18 protein-coding genes are annotated in these 21,947 nt (G+C 41.9%); 9 read left to right on the plus strand and 9 right to left on the minus strand.

The features are described from left to right. The first annotated feature begins 538 nt into the window (after positions 1 to 538). Positions 539 to 1,735, plus strand: a complete 1,197-nt coding sequence (locus tag DLM75_RS18810; RefSeq protein WP_118970041.1) for a helix-turn-helix domain-containing protein — start codon at positions 539 to 541, stop codon at positions 1,733 to 1,735. A gap of 385 nt (positions 1,736 to 2,120) precedes the next feature. After that, on the plus strand, positions 2,121 to 3,311 hold the full coding sequence (locus DLM75_RS18815) for an Lcl C-terminal domain-containing protein (protein WP_118970042.1): 1,191 nt from the start codon (positions 2,121 to 2,123) through the stop codon (positions 3,309 to 3,311). Positions 3,312 to 3,409: 98 nt separating this feature from the next. On the opposite strand, the gene DLM75_RS18820 is transcribed toward DLM75_RS18815, so the two are convergent. Then, on the minus strand, positions 3,410 to 3,865 hold the full coding sequence (locus DLM75_RS18820; RefSeq protein ID WP_118970043.1) for a PaaI family thioesterase: 456 nt from the start codon (positions 3,863 to 3,865) through the stop codon (positions 3,410 to 3,412). A gap of 244 nt (positions 3,866 to 4,109) precedes the next feature. Next, a complete protein-coding gene (locus tag DLM75_RS18825) occupies positions 4,110 to 5,195 on the minus strand; it encodes an AraC family transcriptional regulator (RefSeq protein WP_118970044.1) in 1,086 nt (361 codons plus the stop codon). Between the two features lie 93 nt (positions 5,196 to 5,288). On the opposite strand from DLM75_RS18825, the gene DLM75_RS18830 reads away from it, so the two are divergent. Further along, a complete protein-coding gene (locus DLM75_RS18830) occupies positions 5,289 to 6,059 on the plus strand; it encodes a hypothetical protein (RefSeq protein WP_118970045.1) in 771 nt (256 codons plus the stop codon). A 433-nt stretch (positions 6,060 to 6,492) separates the two neighbouring features. Here the strand turns inward: DLM75_RS18830 and DLM75_RS18835 are convergent, their stop codons facing one another. The 4 genes from DLM75_RS18835 to ribH are packed head-to-tail and all read right to left on the minus strand — an operon-like array spanning position 6,493 to position 10,770. Continuing rightward, the gene (locus tag DLM75_RS18835; protein ID WP_429945498.1) at positions 6,493 to 7,782 is read right to left on the minus strand and encodes a HEAT repeat domain-containing protein; all 1,290 of its coding nucleotides are present in this window, start codon (positions 7,780 to 7,782) and stop codon (positions 6,493 to 6,495) included. A gap of 47 nt (positions 7,783 to 7,829) precedes the next feature. Beyond that, entirely contained in the window at positions 7,830 to 9,899 is a 2,070-nt protein-coding gene (locus DLM75_RS18840; RefSeq protein WP_118970047.1) for a tetratricopeptide repeat protein, read from the minus strand. Beyond that, complete coding sequence (gene nusB, locus DLM75_RS18845; protein ID WP_118970048.1) at positions 9,892 to 10,308, minus strand: transcription antitermination factor NusB; 417 nt, start codon at positions 10,306 to 10,308, stop codon at positions 9,892 to 9,894. Before nusB ends, DLM75_RS18840 begins: the two co-directional genes overlap by 8 nt. Continuing rightward, a complete protein-coding gene (gene ribH, locus DLM75_RS18850; protein WP_118970049.1) occupies positions 10,309 to 10,770 on the minus strand; it encodes a 6,7-dimethyl-8-ribityllumazine synthase in 462 nt (153 codons plus the stop codon). A 34-nt stretch (positions 10,771 to 10,804) separates the two neighbouring features. Between ribH and DLM75_RS18855 the strand changes: the two genes are divergently transcribed. Next, positions 10,805 to 11,617: a tetratricopeptide repeat protein gene (locus tag DLM75_RS18855; RefSeq protein WP_118970050.1), complete on the plus strand. Its 813-nt coding sequence runs from the start codon at positions 10,805 to 10,807 to the stop codon at positions 11,615 to 11,617. Positions 11,618 to 11,949: 332 nt separating this feature from the next. Beyond that, entirely contained in the window at positions 11,950 to 12,498 is a 549-nt protein-coding gene (locus tag DLM75_RS18860; RefSeq protein WP_118970051.1) for an LA_3696 family protein, read from the plus strand. Here the strand turns inward: DLM75_RS18860 and DLM75_RS24470 are convergent. Next, complete coding sequence (locus tag DLM75_RS24470) at positions 12,495 to 12,656, minus strand: hypothetical protein (protein ID WP_167731786.1); 162 nt, start codon at positions 12,654 to 12,656, stop codon at positions 12,495 to 12,497. The genes DLM75_RS18860 and DLM75_RS24470 overlap by 4 nt on opposite strands. A gap of 112 nt (positions 12,657 to 12,768) precedes the next feature. Between DLM75_RS24470 and DLM75_RS18865 the strand changes: the two genes are divergently transcribed. The 4 genes from DLM75_RS18865 (at position 12,769) to DLM75_RS18880 (ending at position 18,233) form a co-directional block, all read left to right on the plus strand. Next, positions 12,769 to 13,356, plus strand: a complete 588-nt coding sequence (locus DLM75_RS18865; protein ID WP_118970052.1) for a hypothetical protein — start codon at positions 12,769 to 12,771, stop codon at positions 13,354 to 13,356. Then, complete coding sequence (locus DLM75_RS18870; RefSeq protein WP_118970053.1) at positions 13,353 to 14,690, plus strand: peptidoglycan recognition protein family protein; 1,338 nt, start codon at positions 13,353 to 13,355, stop codon at positions 14,688 to 14,690. Before DLM75_RS18865 ends, DLM75_RS18870 begins: the two co-directional genes overlap by 4 nt. Before the next feature lie 495 nt (positions 14,691 to 15,185). Then, positions 15,186 to 17,543: an ammonium transporter gene (amt, locus tag DLM75_RS18875; RefSeq protein ID WP_118970140.1), complete on the plus strand. Its 2,358-nt coding sequence runs from the start codon at positions 15,186 to 15,188 to the stop codon at positions 17,541 to 17,543. A 93-nt stretch (positions 17,544 to 17,636) separates the two neighbouring features. Continuing rightward, entirely contained in the window at positions 17,637 to 18,233 is a 597-nt protein-coding gene (locus DLM75_RS18880) for an HD domain-containing protein (protein WP_206610865.1), read from the plus strand. A gap of 593 nt (positions 18,234 to 18,826) precedes the next feature. Here DLM75_RS18880 and DLM75_RS18890 read toward each other — a convergent pair. Further along, positions 18,827 to 19,609 carry a phytanoyl-CoA dioxygenase family protein gene (locus tag DLM75_RS18890; protein ID WP_241547985.1) on the minus strand — a complete coding sequence of 261 codons (783 nt, stop codon included), beginning with the start codon at positions 19,607 to 19,609 and terminating at the stop codon, positions 18,827 to 18,829. A 41-nt stretch (positions 19,610 to 19,650) separates the two neighbouring features. Next, on the minus strand, positions 19,651 to 21,744 hold the full coding sequence (locus DLM75_RS18895; protein ID WP_118970056.1) for a methyl-accepting chemotaxis protein: 2,094 nt from the start codon (positions 21,742 to 21,744) through the stop codon (positions 19,651 to 19,653). Positions 21,745 to 21,947 lie beyond the last annotated feature (203 nt).

Here is a 21,947-nt window from a genome sequence, read left to right on the forward strand (position 1 = left end):
GAATTTAGAGAAAGACTCCGGCAAAAAAGGAAAAAATTATTTTACCGGAAAGCCTCAAAAAAAGACGTATAAAAAAGGAATATTTGCTTAGAAATCCAAAGAAAATGGAAAAGCGGCAGTTCAATGCTTATTGTAAAACGTATAAGAATTGAATTCAACTTCTTCTTATCTTTGCCATAATCCTATCCATTTCTGGACTTCTTTGCTACGAACTTCACTTCGCTTAACAATTTGTGACTCTAAATTATCATATACGAAAAACATTTATGGATAGAGAAGAATAACGTAATTCAGAATCCTTCTTCAATTTATATACTGAAAGGATTTTTGCTCTGAATACTTGTAAGTTTATCAAAGAAATCTAAGTTCTTTCCATTCATTCTCAAACAAAGATAAGTAGAATGAATTTTAAGGAACGAAGGTTTTGTTTTTTATAAAGTAAACTTATTCTTTTTAAAAAGCGATGAAGAGGAAGCTTTCTCTGCGTCTCAAAACTCAGGAGCAGAGGAAAGCGAAAGACAAGAACAGGAGTGTTACGATGGGTTTTTTTCCAGATTTGGATTTATTAAATTACCTAGGTTCCTTAAACAATGGGATCAATCGGTATTTAGAATATTTTTATTCGGCGAGCATCGCAATTAGCTTTTTAACTGGAATTTCCGGCATTTATAAAGCGAAATCGGATCGTTTGAATTTAGTTCGAGGAATCTTTTTATTGAGTGTTTTCTTCTGTATCGTAGGTCAAGGAAGGGCTTTTTCCTATGTTACCCAACCGATCGGAACCCTACTCAACAACGAACACAGAATATTTTATTCGTATTTTTTTGGCTTTGCGATTTGTGCGAGCTTTTCCTCCGCATTCTATGTTTTACATATCTTAGGATATCTAAAAGACCCCCTTCGGTATAGCCTATTCGCCTTTCTCGGTTTCCCAACGATTTTGATTCTTTCTTCTTTTGTAGAAAATTTGCATTCTCTCATTTACATCGGAAAAATTCTCATCACCCTTTTACAGGTGTCTTTCGGAATTTCAATCGCTTCTTACATACGAAAAAATCGAATGAAGGCGATCTATTACAATTACCCGATGCAATATTTCGGCGTGGCGCTAGCCATCGTTGCACATACCATCGGTCTTTGGATCGGATCTAAAACATTGGTTCTCGTTTCCGTTTCCGTTCCTGGATTCTTCGTGGTTTATTTTTTCATACTCGAATACAATTTTCCGGAATTTTGGCGAAGGAATTTGCCAGTCGATCTGATCCCAAAAGAAGAATCGGACCTGGATTCCGAAATTCTTAGACAAGAAACCCAAAGCCTCACTCAAATCAGTTCCAGAAATTTAATCGAAGGAATGGATATCGGAATTATAGAATCGAAAATCGAAAGATTTGTATTGAACCGAGAATTCTTGGACGAAGAAATTCGATTACCGGATTTTTCCGCCTATGTCGGATTGTCCGTTCATCAAGCTTCCTACTATTTGAACAACTATAAGAAGTTAAGCTTTTCCGATTTTCTGAACTATCATCGATTGCAAGCCGCAAAGGAAATGATTTTGATGAATCAAGAGATGAATCTTTTGGAAATCGCTTTGGCTTGTGGATTCAATTCTCCTTCTTCTTTTCGCCGAGCCTGCTTAAAATTTGAAGAGAATTCTCCTAAAGAACTGAGATTTAAATTACTTCAAGAAAGAAGACCAATACAAACTTTAGAATTGCAAGCTCAACTTTGAGCTCGTTTTTTTCCGTTTCGAACAGAAAGAATCCACTTCAAAAGTGATTCTAAAACAAATTCTATTCCGAATCGATCTGCGTTCTTTGAATTCAGATCGAATTCGAATTTCCCAGAAATCACGAAATTTATTCTTTGTTCAAACATTTCGATATCAAAAATATCTTCCGTTCCTAAGAAATTATTTCCTTAGAAGTCCTTCCCTAGAAGGCAATCTTCCACTCCCATTTACAATGAATTCATAATATAACCTGAAATCTTTATTCTGAAAATATGACTTCTCAAGATTGTAATTCATAAGCAAAAGAGATAATTCTAAAATTCTACGCAAACCTTTCGCGAGTTTTTAAGAATTCAAATTGTTCCTTTCCGTTTGAGGGTTTCTTATGTTTCAAGTTTTGATTTTAGGTCTGATTCTTTCCATACAACTTGCATGTGTGCGGCCTCCGGAAAAACCGGATCCTCCGTACGCAATGCTCCAATACTTAACAAAATTAAATTCTTCGAATACTACGAACGACTCAGGAAACTCGAATTCAAGTCCTAACGTTTGTCCTGGACCGGCTTTCGTATTCAATCCGGGAGGTATTATCGATACGGGACAAACAGGTTGCTGGAATACTACCGGAATTGGAATTGCCTGTTTAGGAACCGGATTGGACGGCGCCTTTAATAATATTCCCAATGCAAGATCTTTCTCTGCCCCCACACAACACTGCGTCTATTCAAACGATTATACAACACTGGATCAATTTCACGGGCTGACTTGGAAAAGTTGTCCGGAAGGTCGATCGGGGGCAACTTGTGGGACGGGCGCTTCGACCCAGCTTACATGGACAACGGCAACTACAGCTCCTTTTCCTTCCGGAAGCTGTGGGGCCTTAAATGCATTGAACGGAGGAAATGGTTATGCGGGTAGAACCGACTGGAGACTGCCAACTGTCAAAGAATTGGCTTCCCTTCTCCATTATTCGAACGCTCCTCAAGTCGATGTAGCGTCCTTTCCAAATACTTCTGTAGGCTTCAATTATATGACGAATTCTGCGGATTCCGGAAACGCCGCCAATATTTGGACCGTCAACTTTAGCAACGTCATTGGAATGAATGTTACCTCCTCTTCAAAAGCGACCGCATTGAATATTCGTTGTGTGGCAGGAAACGCAACACCTTCCCTCGCCTTTGTGGATAATGGAAACGGTTCGATAACCGATCAGAACACCGGACTCATTTGGCAGAAATGTTCAAACGGACAAGCTCCCACGACATGTGGATTCTTAGCGGTTACCAACGATATGAATGGCGCGATCGGAGCCTGCGGCGCTTTGAACGGAGCGAATTTTGCTGGAAGAAACGACTGGAGATTGCCGAACGTCAACGAGCTTTTAAGTATTGTCGATTATTCTACGACTTCCCCTAGTATTTCTGCTTCCTTTCCCAATACGGTAAATGGGCTGTATTGGAGCTCGACTAGCTACTCGAATCTTTTATCCAGCGGAATCGTAGTTTCCTTTCTCGATGGCACAATGACGACTCAAGACAAACAAAGTAGTATTAACATCCGTTGTGTTGCAAATTGAGAACAAGCCGAAGGGAAAGTTTTTAGATCGTTGAACGGTTTTAAAAAACCAAGATTCATTTCTTCTTTTGAAAATGGAACCTTGCCGTTAAAACAGCACTACAATTTATATCCGATCTCCGGTGTCAAAGGAATCGTGCTCTTCGCGAAGTTTCCGATTCCTCTTCCGATCTCTCTTCCCTTTTCATCCATAAGAATCGATTCCGCTATGATCTGATGGGTCGCATTTTGAATCACGGATCCTTTCGCGGTCAAGACTCCGGACTGAATTGGCCTAAGTAATGTTAGGTGGAAAGTGGAAGTTAGAACGAAGTTTCCTTTTACCAGGGAATTCGCGGCGAAAAATGCCGCGTCATCCGCCGCCTTGAAATAGACGACTCCGTGCGTGGATCCTGCCGCGTGAAAAAAGTCCTCTCGGATTTCTATTTTGAGTTCCGCGGTTCCTTTTCCGATCGTCAAAAGAGGTTTAAAATAAGAGTTCACCGGAGCGCCGTTGTACATGTTCTCCAGTTTGCGATAGTGTTCCGTCGAGGTTTGGTTTGTTGCTTCTGTCATAGCCTCCAGAGAAGCAGAAAACACTCTGAGAAGTGAACTCTTTTTTAGTGGAGATGAGTGTCGAATTTGAAATCCGGAACGATTCGATCCTTCTTTCTTCTCATTAGTTTTGTATTGAAACTATTAAAAGGAAATGAGAATCGAATTAGAGAATACGGATTTGTTTGTTTTGATTCCACAAGCCGGACTCAACTTTGATTCTCATTCATTTTGAAAGAAAGTATGATTCGAAATGACGGAAAACTTACCGAAACTTCTCTCTGTATTCGCTCGGTGTGATTCCTTCTTCTTCTTTGAAGGCTCGTAAAAAACTCGTTTTCGAGTTAAAACCCGCGTCCAAACCGACTCTCAAAACGGGATGATCCGTTTCTTTGAGAAGCTTCTGCGCCTTTCGAATTCTGTATTCTCTGCAGAGTTCCAAAAAACTTTTTTGGAAATATCGACCGATTACCTGCGAGACCGTATGAGTGGAAATTCCGAGATCTTTGGCTAATCTTCCGAGATCGAATTCCGGATCGAGATAGGATTCTTTGGAATTGAGATTCTGAAAAACTTTCTGACCGATTTCCCGAACCGCCTCTTCGCTTAACAATGATTTCTTGTATTTGGATTCTTCCTTTCCGCTCGAATCCGTTTTTTCAGTTTCAAAATTCTCCGCATAGACTCGAAACCAAGCAAACCCTATCACCCAAAAAGAAAGAGCGGCATTCGATACGGTTTCAGCTCTAAAACGAGAATCAATGAAGAATAATATAAAGGAAATACAAAGTAGAAACACACAAAGCATCACAAACTTTCGAAAAACAAATATTTCCCTAAAAACCGAAGCTGGGAATTCCTTCCCGAGTTGTCCAAGGCGAAGATATATTCTTCCGAAAATTACAATGTTGGAAGAAAGAGTCACTAAACTCATTCGAATACATTCGGTATGAGGAGAGATTCTATCTTCTAAGATATATTTTAATTTCTCTTCGGGGCTTAGAAGATAATGAGGTATCGAATACAAAAAGAGAATCAGAGGTATTAAAAAAGAAAGGCGAGTCCAGATTTTATCTTTGGGATATCCGAAATACTTCTGCAGTGCAACTGCGAAGATCGGCGCCGCAAGCGCTCCAAGGGGAAATCCGATTCTTGAAAGATGAGGAAACTCGAGAGCCCAACCGTTATGAAATCCCAAACCGATCATAAACAACAAGGACAAATGAAGAAAAGCCCATCCAAGATATCGGCTCTCGCTTCCCTTCTGTTTTAAGCTAAAAAAGAATAAGGAGAGAAGAATGGATTGGAGCAGTCCCCCGCCTATCACAAAGGATCCGAAATCCAGATTCATTTTTTTCTCCTAAAAAAACGGGTTCCACCCCATGGGGCGGGGCGACTGGAACTTGATTCTAAGGTAAATTATTTTCCATTCGGAGGAAACCTTATGTCAAGGATCGTAATCAGAACCCTAATTTTCATCTTCTTTTTATCCCGTCTCTCCGCATTGAGCGCGGAAGGTGTCTCTCTTCAAGGGGGGCTTTCGCAACCAATCCTGGGAGGTTGGAATCTCGCGGGGACTTATTATGGGAAGAGATTTGTGTTTGAATATTCTCATGGCTCCAACCTCAACTTAGACGCCGCAGGGGGAGCGGGCTTAAATGAAAGTGAGAGAAAGCAAGATCTCAGAGTGAATCTTCCCTATACGACCGGCTTCGGGATCGGTTATCTCTTCACTCCCAACTTTGATATCCGTCTCGAGGTCAAAGAACACTACTATCGAGTTCATTCCAATGTTGAGCCGGATGAACTCTATCTTTCTCAGGCTTTGGGAATTCGATCCGATCTTCCGATTCAAGGGACCGGTTTTCAGAATTGGGTTCCCCCATACGCTTCTACAAATAATTTTCTGGATCTCACTGTGCAAAAGGCGATCGAATCAGAATTCCTCTATGGGGCTAAATATGTCACGCCTGGATCCACACATCATTATAGAACCCGCTCCGTTGGATTCGGGCTTTATTATCGTTTTTTTCCGTTTGGCGGCGGGGAAGGTCTGATGATCGAACCTTCTCTTCGTTTTTGGCCGAACGTCTGGACGGATTCTCCGAATCCGGTCGCCTTTGAAAATCAATACGGGTTATTAGGTCTTCACAGGGCTCACGAACAAGGCCTTTTCGCGAATGTTTCCCTGGGTTACTATAAGAGGATTGAATGAGTATATTTGAATATTCTGTAATGATGATACTTTTTTTTTCGAATTACGGAAAGCGATTCCAATAATCTCGCATCCACTTCGCAAGCAAATATTTTCCGGTTCCATGTCACTGCAGAGATGTTGTTGTATATTAGAAGAATTTTATTACGATGAGATACTCACCGAGATATGCTCACTTTTTTTAACGTGTAGCGATCTTTAACTCCAGAACTCAATAAACTCGCATGTAGGAATTTTCGAAACCAGGCCTGCATGCATTTTTATGACGGCTGATTATCGGAGTCATTTGAAATTTTTAAGATTTTTCACTCACACATTTTTATAACGTTCAGATTTTTAACTTCGTATCAAGAATCAAAAAAATTCTTTTTGAAGCATATGTGTAAAAAGTGAGAAGTGAAAATGAGGGATAATGGAAAACAAATAAAACCTCTTAAGGCATTCTCGGAGGAAACTTAAGATTCAAGATTTCCCGCATTGCATTCTCCAATTCCACACGAAGAGACTTTTCGGTTTCCGAGACATACGCTTCAAATAAGGAAGGAAGACTTTCCGGGTCGTTGATCGTTCGTATCGTTACGACTGCTTCCAATCTCAGATTCAACTTTTCTCGCTGATTTCTTGCAAGGACGAGTAACGCAGGCACGGCATTCTTATCTTTGAGTTCCCCCAAAGAATGAATCAGTTGCCATTTTACCATGTTCTCTTTTTCTTCGGAAAGAATTTTCGTGAGTTCCGCAGAACTTGTATTCGCGCCTAACTTTCCCACGGCGTAAGCGGCCTTGGTTCTCAGTTCGGTTTCTTCTCCGTTTGTTAAAACGGCGAGAATTCCCTGACCTCCTCCGTTGTTTCCGAGATCCAGCAAAAGATCGATCATCCGCGCTTTGAGAAAGTGAGTATCTTCTTTTGTCAATTGTTCGGAGATCGCCTTTGCCCCTTGTTTGTCTTGAAAGATGAGAAGCGCTTCCAAAGAAACTCTTCTTATATCCGGATTGGCGTCGTTCAAACCCTTGTAAAAGAGAGAGATGTTCTGACGGTTTCTTTTGTTTTTGAGAATTTCAAGCGCCACAAGTCGAACGTCGTCGTCAGGATCACTCGTCGCAGATTTCTGAAACTGAGAAAATTTTTCGTTCATCCCGAGACGATTGATCGCGATGAGATATTTTTTTCTCACGCCCGCGCTTTCGTCGTTTACCAGTTTATGAATTTGATTCTGAATTCTTTCGTCTTTTATGATCAGGGAAGATTCTAAAAAGTACAACCTCTGAACCGGATCCTTGGAAAGAGACATGTCCAAAAGAATCGGCAAAGCGCGATCGTCTTTCAAAAGTTGCATGAGTTTGTAACTCAAAAGCCTCACTTCGGTTTCCGGATCGGTAAACGCCGCAATCACCGAATAGATCAATCTTTTCTCTTTTTTCTTTTCAGCTAAAAGAAGAATTTCTTTTTTCAGAGTTACGTTAGTCGTCTTTTGAAAGGCAGAATCTAAAACATTGACCCAGTTTTGAGCAAGACCGTCCAGATCATCCAGTTCCCCGAATAACTTCAATATTGCGAGTTGAACTTTCTCCTCCGTGGATTCGTTCTGAAAGATCGGAAGTAATTCTTTAACGAGATCCAATCGATTGCGAAAGCGTATTTCGGAAATCGCATTCGCTTGTGCCTTACCCGGACTCAATACTTTTTCTTTGAATTCGTCTTTAGGTGTTTCCGCCGCTAAGATCGGAATGGTGAGAATAAAAGCAAAAAAGACCTTTGTGAAGAGATTCCTCAGAAAAATCCCTCCCTTCGAGTGGATTCTTCCAACGCCGCGGACGCCGCGCGTTTGTTTTCATACGCTTCGGAAAGAGAAGGATCCAAGTCGATCGAACTCTGAAACGAGCGCACAGCCCTTTTGTATTCCCCGTTTTTATAATAACAGATTCCGAGATAGTTATAGGCCGTCGCGGCTGTCTTCGGTCTTACGTCCGAACGAACGATCGCGGTCAATTCGTCAATCGCCTTTTCACGATCCAAAATCGAATTTGAGTCTATTAGAATTTTTGCAAGTACGAGACGACCTTCCATATCTTCCGGATCCATGTGAGCGGAACGAAACGCTTCGTCCTTCGCTCGATTTTTGAGATCCGGATCCTTGGATTTATTATAAAGAAGAGCGAGTTTTTTATGGGCGTTTTTCAGATCGCTTCCATCCCTCGAAGTATTCAAAACTTTTAATAGGATTTTCTCAGCATTGGAATCGTCCTGCATTCCCATGTAGGCTTCCGCCATCTTGAGATAAACCTTATACGCGTCGTCTTTGTGCTTTACCACGCCAATGTATTCTTCCACCGCTTCTCGGAAGAATTTATTCTCCAGAAGATAATCCCCCAGAGCTTCTCTGCTTTGCACGTTCTCCGGTTCAAGTGCCGTAGACCTTCTCCAATTTTCGATCGCAAGAGTTCCGTTTCCAGAATGTTTATAAACAAGACCGAGAGTATGATACGCCTTTGCATTTTTCGGATTGAGCTCGAGCACTCGATTCAGAGCCGTGATCGCTTCTCCATAACGTTCCATCTGATCCAGAACCACGCCTAAGTTGATCAACGCAGTTTCCGTAAAACTATCACCCGGAGTGGAAGACACGATTCTTCTGTATGTTTCTTCCGCCGAAAGAAGATCGCCTTTGTTATAGTAAGCCTCCGCGAGTTGAAAGAGAGAATCCAAATCGGTCGGATTGTATTTCAAACTCTTCTGAAGCGCGGAGATCGACATTTCCCCTTGATTCAAATTGGAAAATCCTTCGGCGATCAGACGATAGATTTCAGGATCGTTCGCACCCGCGTCTCTCGCGAGTTCCAGATATTTCAGTGCTTCTTCTTTTTTTCCGTTCTTCTGAAGAACGACCGCGAGGTTGTAGAGATATTTGGCTTCGTTCGGAGAAAGCGCGCTCGCCTGACGGAAATGATATTCCGCGCTCGGATAATCCTGTTTGTTGTAGGCGATGTTCCCAAGATAAGAATGAGAGAGAGCGGCCAATCTCCCCGAAGGAGACTTCATTACGACTTTCTTAAATTCTTCTTCGGCTTGGGGAATCTCGCCTTTTTTAAAATAACTCACCGCAAGATTGTAAGTGAGATACATATCGTCCGGAGATTGCGAAAGCCCTTCTTTATAGGCGTCGATCGCCGCGTCGGGATCGTTTAATTCGTTAAAAAGATTTCCGGCGAGCAAGGAGATTCTCGGATCGTTCGGCGCGATTTCTTTCGCTTTGAGTGCGGCCATTCTCGCGTCGGCAAATCTTCCGGCGTGTTTGTAGGCGAGAGTGAGATTATAGTAAGCGTAAAAATTCTTCGGATCAAATTGAACCGCTTTTTGAAGACGTTCGATCGCTTGCGGATAACGCCCGCTCTCGTCGTGAATCACACCTAAAACGGTGAGTGCGATGGATTTTTCTTCCTGAGTTCCGGTAGAATCTAAGAATTCATTACAATAATCGAATGCTTGTCTCGTGAATCGTTCCTTATAAAGGTTGATACACTTTGTGAGTTGTGGATTCGCGTTTCCGTCCGGAAGATACGGTCTTTCCAAAAGACGATTGATATCGGATTTATTCTGAACGAGATCTTTGTTAAATCCGCCGGCAAATTCGGAACCGGGAGAAGGAGAACGGAAGAATTGGTAGTAAACCGCGAACCCGAGTCCGCCTAAGACGACGGCTCCGAGAAGAATCCAAAATATTAGAAGTTTATTGTATGATCTGCGAATCCGAACAGGCTCTCTGTCTTCGGGGAAATAGAGTTCTTTTTCCTCGATTCCCTCTAGGAACAGCCTGTTTTTTCGGATTTCTTTTTCATCCATCGGATTTGATTTCGTTTTTGAGAATTGCGTCTAAGATTCCATTTACAAACCGCGCGGATTCTTCACTTTCGAATTCTTTCGTAAGCTCCACCGCTTCGTCGATCGTAACTTTCTTCGGAACTTCCCAAGTGTACAATAATGCATACACGGACAAACGAAGAATCGCTTTATTCACGACGCTGATCCTGGAAAAGTCCCAGTTCTTGGAATACTTCTTTATCAGAGTATCGATCTGTTCCTGATTTTTCACAACCCCATTTACGATGGAAATGGCAAAATCCCTTTCTTCTTGTTCTGTTTTTTTATCATACCACTTGAACTTCAAAACGTCCTTGAGCGGAGGTTTTGTAAGTTCCAATTGGTAAAGTGCCATTACGGCGATTTCGCGGGAAGTACGTCTGGCTGACATTTAAAGAAGGGAGAGGAGGTTGACCATTTCAATCGCCGTGGTCGCGGATTCCGCGCCCTTATTTCCGGCTTTGGTCCCTGCTCTTTCGATCGCCTGTTCAATCGTGTCCGTTGTCAAAACTCCGAACACAACCGGAATGGAATACTGAACTCCGATCGAACCGATTTTTGCGGATTCTCCCGCTACGAAATCAAAGTGAGCGGTCGCGCCGCGGATCACCGCGCCCAAACAGATGATCGAGTTGTATTTTTTGGAAGCGGCCGCCTTCGCGACAACCACGGGCATTTCGTAGGCGCCCGGAACTCGTACTACGGTGATATCTTCTTCTTTGACTCCGTGCATCCGGAAGGATTCAAGAGCGCCTTTCAAAAGGCTTTCGGTGATGAATTCATTAAAGCGGGAAACAATCACGCAGTGTTTTTGTCCCTTGCCGTTTAGATCTGCTTTCAGTTCTTGGATCATAGATTCCTGATTGATTCTATTGTTGAGAAATCACATGTTACCTATTGTGGCAAATCAAAAAGTCCTCTCAAGATCGTTTTTCTCCCTTTCCATACGTTTCCTCTTATTTTCTTCCCTGATTCTAACGTTGACCGATTGTTCCGTCTATAGAAGAATTTTTCAAAAGGAAGACGTCTTTTTAAAATCGTTAAATCTTCCGGAATGGGTTTTAGAATCTTCGATCAAACTCAGAGTTTTGTCCGGCCTTTTGGACGTTCCCAATCCGGAGGATTCTCTTCCGGAAGATGAGATCGCAACGTTCGAAAACGGAGCCAGAAGAATTCTCGCGACTTCCCCCCAAGCGATGAAAGATCTTTTTGAAGCTACGGGTTGTGTCGACGGTTCGAAACTCGCGGGAATCCGCGCCAACCGGATTACGGAAAGAGAGGAAGACGTCTGGTATGGAATCTGCCAAAACGGAAAGGAAGATGCGATCATCTTTCGATTGTTCCAGATGGGGAATGTGGATCTTTATAGAAGGTATGAAAAAGAAACCGTTCCCGCTTGGGAAGAAGCCAGAAAACTCGCGGCCAACAATCCAGACAAAGCGGTGCGTCTTGCCAATCAAGTCATAGAGTTAGAACCAGCTCATCCAGGAGCCAGAAAACTTCTTGGCAATCTCTATCTCAAAGGCGGCTATTGCAAAGGTTCCGTTCGCAATTATAGAATCTACTTACGCGTTATGCCTCTCGCAGGTGACAAGTGGAAAGTCCACGAACGTCTTCAAGAAAAATGTCCGGACTTTTTAAAACCCGAACCAAAAAAAGAAGAAGTTGAACTTCCGGAAACCGATCCGGATTCTTTTTAACCTTCTTCGATTCTCAGTATATGATATTTATAGAATATAAAGAATACATGAATTTACAAATATAGACCGCAGATCGCTTGCGACCAATTATTAAACTGAAAACTTAGCACGTTCATAAAACGAAGATCTGACCGAGCGGTAAATTCCCCTATTTAAACTTTTCATTTCCTTTTTTTCTTACGAATTCCTTTCCTTCCTGGAAAGATTTAGTTTCTTTTATAAATTAACAATATAACATTTTTTTCATTTTCTAAAAAAAATTCAAAATGATCTCGAAATCCGTCTTCTTTCGGCGCCACCCGAGAACCGTTCCGGTTAAGAGGTAAAAAATTATGCTTGAGCAGACTTCGATCAAAGAGCAATCTACTCCTATGATTTGGGTAAATAAAATTCCGAATAAATTGGAAGAAATTCTCGGTTTGGATGGTTCTCTACAATTCCGTAAATTTCTAAATTCGACTCTAAACGAGTTTCGAAACGAAGTCCTTGGTTTTTCTTCCAACCGTTTTGAAAGAAGGCTTCAGAAGGAAACTTATTTTTTTAAGGAAGAGATCAAGGAACTTCGAGAAGATGTTCGTGGTATGCGACTTCAAACCAAAGAGGAAATTCATCTTCTTCGGGATGAAATGAGTCAGTGGAAACTGGATACGACCCGAGAATTTTACTTATTTCGTTCCGAGATTCAGGATTCTCAGAGTAAATTTCGAGAGGAAGTATCGCATCAACACAATCGGCTTCGAACCGATTTTAACGATCTTAGGGTGGAAATAAAAACCGAAATTACGGAAATTCACAAAACGATCTCGACTCAGACTCGCTGGATTTTGGTGGGAATGTTAGGAGTTGGTAGTTTTCTTCTTGGATTGGCAAAGCTTGTCTAACTTTGCTTTTCCTTTCCGACGCGGATCACGAGTGTGATCTTTCCGTCGGGTTTTTCCACAACTTCAAAACCCTCTTCTCGGAGAGTTTTTTTAATCTTATAAAGTCCAAAGTTCACCACTTTGGACTGAGCAACCGCTTTCGGAGTAGATCCTTCCATCTCTAAGAGTATCGGAATGAGTCGGAGTCGATCTTAAACCCAGGCGGAGCTTTTCTTTTGATCCAGAAGGTTTCCTTGACAAAGTCGGGCGAAAAAACTGTCATGAATCCGAATGACATTTCGAACGGTCTTTTTCTCGGTTCTCCTTCTTTTTCTTTCCGGACTGGCTATCGCCGCCTATGACCCGGATTTGTTTCAATGGGAGACCCTCGAATGGATCTATGAAAAGAGGACTTTTTTTCTTTTTTCCGGGATTTTCATCGTTTCTATCATCCTCATTTATCTGATTTATTTTAAAGCGAAGAAGGGAATTCTTCATTCCAAAGAACGAACGTTAGCACATCTCCAAGAATCGTTAAACGAAGTCATCCAAGACAACCAATCTCTTTTTTCCTTTTTAAAAACGGCAAAGGAAGCGCTCGAAAAACAGTTAGAATCTTCTAAGACAAAATTATCTCCGGAATTCTTTTCTTCCTGTTGGGCAGAATATCGAAAACTCACGATGGAATTCGATTCTTCCTCGGAAATTTTTAGCGGGATTCCGTTAGGACCGGAGGAAGAAGAAAAGAAGAAAAACGGAAAAGACTTTAAAATATCTGAATATTCTGATTTGATCAATCGCCACCGAAAGCTTTCCAGATCTTTGGAAAAGTTAAGAGAAGATCTGACTCGTCTCAGAGAGAAGGTTTCGAACGTATGAGTGTTTCCTTTCCGAGGTCGCTTCTTGCTCTTATTTTCGTGTTATCCGCCTGCGCCTCCGTCGAAAAAGTTCCCACCTTTACTCCGGGAAAAAATTCGATTCTTCCATTCCTCACTTTAGGATTGGATCAAGATTCTTTAAATTCCATTGGAAAAAAACGTTGGTCCTTTCGAGTAAAATCGATTCTACTTCATCATACGAATTCCCTCAGGGCGGAAGAATACTTGGAGAAGAGTAAATCTTCCGGTTGGATGGTTCACTTTCTCGTTTTGGAAAACGGTGCAGTGTATGGAGTTGAAGAACCCGGCAAAATTCTTTATCGAGCCGCGCCGGGTATGGACGATTTTGCGATCCACGTTTCCTGGGAAGGTTCAGGAGAATCCGTCCTCAAAAACGAAGCTCAGCTCAAAGCTCTGACCGAACTAATTCAAAATCTTTCCAAAGAATATTCCATTCCTCTAAATAACTTCGACATCGCTTCGGGAAAAGGGGTCTTTACACATTCTCAGAGCAAAAAAAAATTCGGAAGATTTATCGATACGAGTGATTGTGGTGGCGAAAAAATTCTCTCCACGGTATTTTCCCGCATCCAAGGAAAATTCTATCCCGAAACCGAATGGAAGGATCGTTTTATCCAAGGTTGGGTCATCCGAAAAGAAAAGTTCGTCGATTCGACGGGAAAAAAAATCGTCCAATCATATTCTCATGGAAGAGGAATTTCTCCAGCTCCTTTGATCGAACTGAACTCCATTGAAAAGACCGCGGATGGAAAATCTTTCGAGGACAAAAGATTGCGATACAATCATCGTGGAACGATCCGACCCGACTGTATCGTTCTACATTATACTGCGATTCCGGATTATCAAAAGACTTTAGAAGTATTAGAAAAACGGAATCTATCCGCGACTTTCTTAGCGGATAAAGACGGCAAAATCCATCAACTTTTGGATTCGATTTTTGACACCGCGGCCGCGGCTACAGGGACAAATGCGAATTGTTTTCAGGTGGAAATCGTCGGTAAGGATACGGAGATGCTTCTCGCAAACAAAGAACAAACGGAGGCCGTAGTCCGTCTTGTTAAAGAACTTTCCGAAAAATTTAAAATCCCTCTCAGCAACGAAAAAGTTGAATCCTTGAGAGGAGTCTATTCTCATACGCAGGCGAAAAAAAAATGGGGTGGATCGATTCATTTGGACGGTAAGGATTTTGATCCCGGCGAACCATACATGAAAGCCGTCTTAGAGCTCGCTGGCGGATCTTTTTTTCCGGAAGAGACTTGGCATGAAAGGATGAGTAACGATTGGATTCTTCTCTTTAGCTCCTTTCAACCGTAAGCGTTTTTTTGCCATCATAAAGTCACTTTTAGAGTTATAATTTCGTTCTTTTAGATCCTCCTCCGGGCCGCTATTCCCAATTTATAATTAAGCGCTCCGCTTCATTACAATCTTGACACGTTATACAGCGTCGATTGGAAAAAATTCCGATATATAATACACCACCTAACAAATTTTTTCGGTAGGTCGAATTAATCATTGATCGTAAGATCCTCCCCATTTTTTTCCATATTAGGGAGAGGAAAAAGAACTCCTCTCGATTCGTTTAACAAAAAATCCTTTGTCCGGTTTTTTGGAAGAATCTCTTTCAAAAATGCGACTAACGGATCGGAACTCAGGTTCCAATCACTTCATCTATGAATCGAATGTGATTCGCTCCCTTTCTATACGATACGAGTGATTTAAAAAATTAAAAAGTGTTCTTCCCCAGTACAAGAGTCTTCTCTTTTTAGATGCGACTTCAGGTTATTGGCGAAGATCAAACAGTTAGAATTTATGAAACATACCAAAAACCATTTGAAAAACAAGTTTCCTTTCCTCATTCTATTCATGGGAATCCAATTACCTGTCTTTGCGGATTCACCGGCGCAAGAACTTTCCAAATCGGCGGATCCGATCTGGCTGATTATCTGTGCGGCCTTAGTCTTTTTTATGCAGGCGGGTTTTTTGATGTTGGAAACTGGTCTTTCCAGACTCAAGAATACGATCAACGTCGCAGTAAAAAATCTGATGGATTATATCGTCGGCACGGTCGCTTTTTTTTGTATTGGCTTCGGGCTTATGTTCGGCTATTCGAACGACGGTTGGATCGGAACCAATCATTTCTTTTTGGAAGGTCTTAAATCCGGGAAAGAATTCGCCTTTTTTCTTTTTCAAGTCGCGTTTATGGGAACGGCGGCGACGATCGTTTCGGGCGCCGTTGCGGAGCGTATTAAATTTTCTGCATATTTAGTCGTTTCCGTTTTGGTATCTATCTTTATTTATCCGACGTTCGGCCACTGGACTTGGGGCGGGGGCTGGATCGCCAAACTAGGATTTGTCGACTTTGCCGGGTCGACCGTAGTACATTCCTTAGGCGGTTGGATTTCTCTTGCAGGTGTGATCGTACTCGGAGCGAGAAAGGATAAATTTAAGGACGACGGATCTCCGAGAAAAATTCACGGGCACAATCTTACTTTTTCGGTCTTGGGAGTATTTATCCTCTGGTTTGGTTGGTTCGGCTTTAACGGAGGAAGTACACTTTCTTTTTCAGAGGACGTCCCCCTAATCATTCTAAATACGAGTCTTGCGGCAAGCGCGGGAGGAATTCTTGCCATCTCCGTTTCTTGGATCTTTTATAAGGTGGCTTCCGTAGAGGATTGTATGAACGGTGTTCTCGGTGGTCTCGTCGCCATCACCGCCGGTTGTCACGCCCTCGCCCCTTCCGCTTCTCTTCTTCTCGGTGCGATCGCTGGAGTTTCGGTCGTACTCGCCGCTTGGTTTTTGGAAAAAATCCTAAAGCTTGACGACGTGGTGGGAGCCTTTCCGGTTCACGGAGTTTGCGGAATCATCGGAACCTTGCTTCTTCCGGTTCTATCAGAAAATCAAGATATTCGAATATTTCCTCAGTTGATAGGAGTTGTAACTTGCGCACTCTGGGCATTCGGCCTCGGTTTATTCCTTTTTTGGATCTTAAAAATTTCCATCGGGATTCGGGTCAGCGGAGACTTTGAAGAAAAAGGTTTGAATATCAGCGAACACGGTTCCGGTTCCAGTTGGATCGATCTGATCCATTCACTAAAAGACCTTTCCAAAGGTGGAGGCGATCTTACCCGTAAAATTCATGTGGACTCCGGAACCGAAGCGGGAGCGATCGCATTCTTAATGAACCGTTATCTTTCCAATCTCGGAGAAATGATTTTCACGATCAAAGAGAAATCGGGAGAACTCGAGAATTCCGCTTCGGAGATTTCATCCGCCTGGGGAAATATGAGCCAAAATATTCAGGAACAAGCCGCCAGTCTCGAGGAAGTAACCGCCATCTTTGATTCATTCCGTGACTCGTTTCATAAAATTTCAAACTCTGCCACCGAACAAAAAACGATCGAAGCAAAAGCAAAACGAATGTTAAACGAATTGGTTTTCGGTTTTCAACAATTCGATCAGGATCTCAAAGTGAGTTCCGAAAGATCGGAACGTTCCGTCCAGAACATCGATCTGAGCACGAAAGAGCTGAATCATCTCGAATCCGACATCAACGATATCGGAACTTCGGCAAAGAAAGTGGAAAGTCTCGTTAAATTGTTAAACGACATTTCCGCCAAACTTGGAATGCTTTCCATCAACGCATCGATCGAAGCCGCAAGGTCAGGCGAGTCCGGAAAAGGTTTCGGGGTCGTCGCCGAAGAAATAAACAAACTTGCATCCAGTACGCAGGAAAGTACAAAGAAAGCGTCCGAAGTTTTGGGAGAGATTCAATCCGCAGTATATCGAGGAAGATCCACAGTTTCAACCACCGTTGACTTCTTTCAAAATTTAACGGAAGAATTTAGAACACTCGCACAAACTCAAATTACGATTCGAGAAAAGAGCGCTCACTATTCCAACCTCATAGAAAGTCTAAATCGACTCAACGCCTCCGTTGCGGATCAAAGCGAGATCATCTTAAGCAATATCGTCGATCGTTCGACCGAAATCAGAGGACTTTACGAATCTATTGAATTCGTGAGCACTGCATTTCACGAAATTTCGGCCCAATCAGAGGAATTGACAGCCACCGGAGACTTTCTAAAACAACTTGCCGCGATTCTAAACTCTCTTGTTAGAAACTTTAGAGTCGAAAAGGAAGTGGTTCCCGATCTAATAGCGGGCTGAAGATTTTTTTTCTTCTTTCGCATTTCATCCTCGAACACTCCGATTGAAAAGAATCAGATGCGTTCACTTACTTAGGAAAGTTGATTCAATTTTTTGAAAGATCTTTGTTGTCTGTATATGATGAAACAGTGGTCGATCGATCGGATTCAGGAAGCGTGGGAATTGGCTTCCCGCTTACACGACGGACAAAAATACGGCGGCTCGCGACCAAACGAAAAAGTGGAATATCTAAATCATATCGGGAGCGTCGTACTGGAGATTTCGAACGCGCTCCAGTTCGATAATACGATCGACGCAGAGCTGACGATGCTTTGTGCAATCCTTCACGATACGATCGAAGATACGGGGCTAAAATACGAGGAAGTAAAAACGAAATTCGGAAAGAACGTCGCTGACGGCGTTTTGGCTCTTTCAAAAGACGAAACCATTCCGGATAAAGAAACGAAAATGCTCGACAGCATCGAAAGAATCAAAAAACAACCGAGCGAAATTTGGATCGTAAAGATGGCGGATCGAATTACCAATCTATTCTCTCCTCCGTTTTACTGGGATAACGAAAAGAAAAGAGCGTATCAAAGAGAAGCGCTTTTCATTTATGACCAGCTCAAAGAAGCGGATCCAATGTTGGCCACACGGCTGAAAAGAAAAATCGACGAATACGATCGTTTTATTGAGAACGAGAAACATTGATGCCACGAAGAATCTTTTGGATTTCCACACTTCGGTTCTTGTTAATTTCCAGTTTGTTACCGTTCAATTCCTGCATCTGATTGACTTCGGATACGCAATAAATTCCTCTCAAGGAAAAAATTTTCCAGTCCGACGAAGGTATCGTTTATAAACCTATCTTGATCCGAATTTACCATAGACATCTTCAAGAAGCCTCTATCTTAGAGAAGGGAAAATTAATTTACTATAATTATTCCACCCGAAGTTCAGGATACGGTCTCGGATGGATGTTCAACGTCTTTTCGCTCGGTTTCATACGTTTATACTCCACGATCTCCGCAGGTGCCCGCTTTCGAAGACAAATCGATAGTCAAAGACAATAAAAGACCATACGTTATGCGCTATCGAGGAGGGTTGGAAAAATCGATTTGGAACTATTTTATTTGGCCAATTTGGATATTCAAACCGAATGAAGAATTTGATTCGGAAACCCTTTTTCCGATCCGAATGAAACGATCGGGCTTGATGATCATAAACAGGTATCAGCGAGACAGACCTTGATCGTCAATTTTTTGGAAAACCGTTTGATTGATCGAAAATCATTCCCGTAGATATCAAACGTTTCGATCGACCGAAGTTGGTTCGGAATTCATAGAAGATACGATCGTCTCAAAAATTGGGTTTCCGAAAAATGCGGAATCCGAGTTCGGAAAATGTCCCATTCTATTTACTTCCATACTTGAACTTGGAAAGGAAGTATAAAGAATATCGAATGAACTTCGATCAAGTCCGTAAACACCCTTGTGAATCAGGTGTGCAGAGAAGACGAGCAAATCCCCGGGTTTGTGCGGAACTCTTATTGAGTTCGGTAGCTCCTCAAAATTTCGTCTCCCGTTTAATTCCAATCTCGTATTTCTCTCCAAATCTGTATCCCACCGAAGATGAGAGCCCGGAATAAAATCCATCCCTGGATCTTCTTGAAACGGAATTCTAAAATGCAATACCGCATCTTCTTTGATGATGTCCTTCTGCTTTTCCTCTTCAATGCCCATATACTGAATGTCGCGATGCCAATACGGCTTTTTTGAAACGGATATGGGATTGTAAAAAAGCTGAGTATTCAAAAAGAAAACTTTGGATTGTATCAAAGTTTCAGCGATGGCGACCAGTCTGCGATCGGAAATAAATTCAAATAGTCGTTCTCGATTCTGAAATCCGGGCAGAAACGTATCGCTCGTTAAATACGCGCTGTTTACGTTTTCCGGGACGTCGTTTTTCTCGCGCCAATTACGATTTGCTTCGAGGACGATTTTAGAAACGACTGAAAGTTCCTCTTTCGAAAAATAATTCCGAAAAAGATAATAACCGTTTTTTTTAAACTCACCCAAGTAAACCACATTGCAAAGTGAAATCCGAGCAAGTTTTGTAAATAAAAATCCTACGCAAACTTAAATTGAGAAAGAATCGAATTCAATTCGTTTGCTTGGTGCTGAATTTTATCCGCGACCATAGACACCTCGTCCGAATTTGTCGCGATCGCTTGCGATTCCGTCGTAATCAGTTGAATCGTATCAGCGATTTGATCGGTAGAAAGTTTCTGTTCCTTCGTCGCCGTTTCAATCTGTAAGGATTCCGAAGAAACTTCCAGGATCGTATCGGCGATCTTATCGATTCGAATCGTATTCTCTTTGACGTTGTTAACAAGATCAACGACCTCTTGTTGATAACGATTCGTATTTTCTATGAGTTCTAAAAGAAATGTGACGACCGTATTTACGTTGTTAGATCCTTTTGTTACGGCTTCGTGGGTATTCGATACGAGTCGTTCGATATCACGCACGCTCGCTACCGACCGTTCTGCGAGTTTCGAAATTTCCTCCGCGACGACGGCGAATCCTCTTCCCGCGTCACCTGCTCTTGCGGCCTCTATCGCGGCATTCAAAGATAACAAATTTGTTTGATCTGAAATTCCAGTGATCAACGAAGTAATCGAGTTGATCTGCATTGCCATCTCTCTGATTTCGTCGATCGCTTTTGTTGCTTGGAGAATTGTGTCTTTCCCTTCCACAGCGGCGGTTGCCGTCCTCCGAACAGAATCGCTCAGACTTACGAGCTTTTCGCCGGCGAGTCCCATGGAAGTCTTTAGTTCGCCGGACCGGACGGTCAGATCTTGCGCATCTCGAGCTTCACCTTCAACCGATTGTAAAACATTTTGCAAGGACGCGGCGATCTCTTCCAGAGCGGCGGAAGATTCTTCAGTTCCTGCCGCTTGCGACTGAGCTGATTGATTTAAGTTTCGTATAGAGTCTGTTAGCTGACTTACGATTTGATTCGAATTTTGAGCCATTTTAGAAAGATTCTGAAACAAAGACGCGAGATAATTTAGGAATTCGTTCGCCGTAACGGTGATTTCACCGATCTCATTCTGATACACCGCATCGATCTGAATCGTAAGATCTCTTTCTCCCATCGCTTGTTTTAATCCGAGTGTGATCTTGTGAACCGGATCAATGATGGAACGTATCACAATATAACAAAAGATCGTCGTAATTAGAAGAAGAATAAACAATCCTGAAAGCGCGAACACGATTCTCAAACGATCCGCTTTCAACCTTTCTTCAAGCAATTCCTGAGTTGTTAAAAGAAGATCTCTTTCGAGCACCTTATATTCTTCCACGAAAGCGATCATACGTTTCAAAAAAACATCGGGAGTTTCGACGGATTCTCCGGTAAAAGTTTTTTTACAAAGATCCAGATTGAGTTTTACGCTTTTGTCTAAGTTTGTGATTCTTTCTTCGAATTTACTTTTGATGATTCCGTTTTGATTGACGGATCTTTTGAGAAGAGCGGTGACTTCCTTTTGATTGCTTTCGATATGATGAATTTTATTCAGAATCTGAATCGCTTCCTTGGAATTAAAGTTCGGTTTCTTTTGATCCAGAAGTTGGTAACCCGTTCCTCGAATGATCGCCATATCGCTTATGATATTCGGTATATATAGGATGTTAACCGAAAGAACGTAAAAAGTTTCAGGATGAGAATCCAAAATCAAATTCGAATCCTGCGCGATATAATCCTGGTATTCCATCAATGATTTGAAAATCGGTTCGTGCGATTTAAGAACCACGTCTATATCCAAATCGGCTTCCGGAATCTTAAGAAGTTGATTCCATTCTTTTCTCAAAATCGATAGAAACTCGGGAGAACGCTCCATAAAGCCGATCTCTTTTTCGAGATTCTCCAATTTGGTAAGCTGGTCCTCCATTGCTTGATTACTTTTTTTTAATACTTCAATGGAAGTTTTTCCTTTCATAGAATAGAAAAAATCCTTCCTCCGATCCACAAGTTTTGAATAGAGTTCGATCGCTCCGAAAAAGAAATCGATTCCCCCGACTTCTCGTTTCGTAAATTCGCTCTTGTCCAAAAACTCTTTTAAAAAGAAAAAACTGGCTAAGAGAAGAGGGATAAGAGTAGGGAGAATCACCAAAGTGAGCTTTTTAAGAAGGGAAAGATTGTAGATTTTCTGTATCACGATTCCTATTCCTTGAGGAAGAAGAGTGGAACCAGTTTTACTTCTTTTTCAAGAATTTATTTCTTAAAAAATAATGCGAAACGAAGAATTTCGTGCCTGGTTAGTCCTGAACTCGTAAAAGGATGAGACTTTGCTAAAGTACGAATTATTACTTCAAGTCCGAATTCTAAGTTTAGAATTCTCTAAAAAAGGAAAGATTGATG

The sequence above is a fragment of the Leptospira stimsonii genome (genome assembly GCF_003545885.1).
GTDB lineage: Bacteria > Spirochaetota > Leptospiria > Leptospirales > Leptospiraceae > Leptospira > Leptospira stimsonii.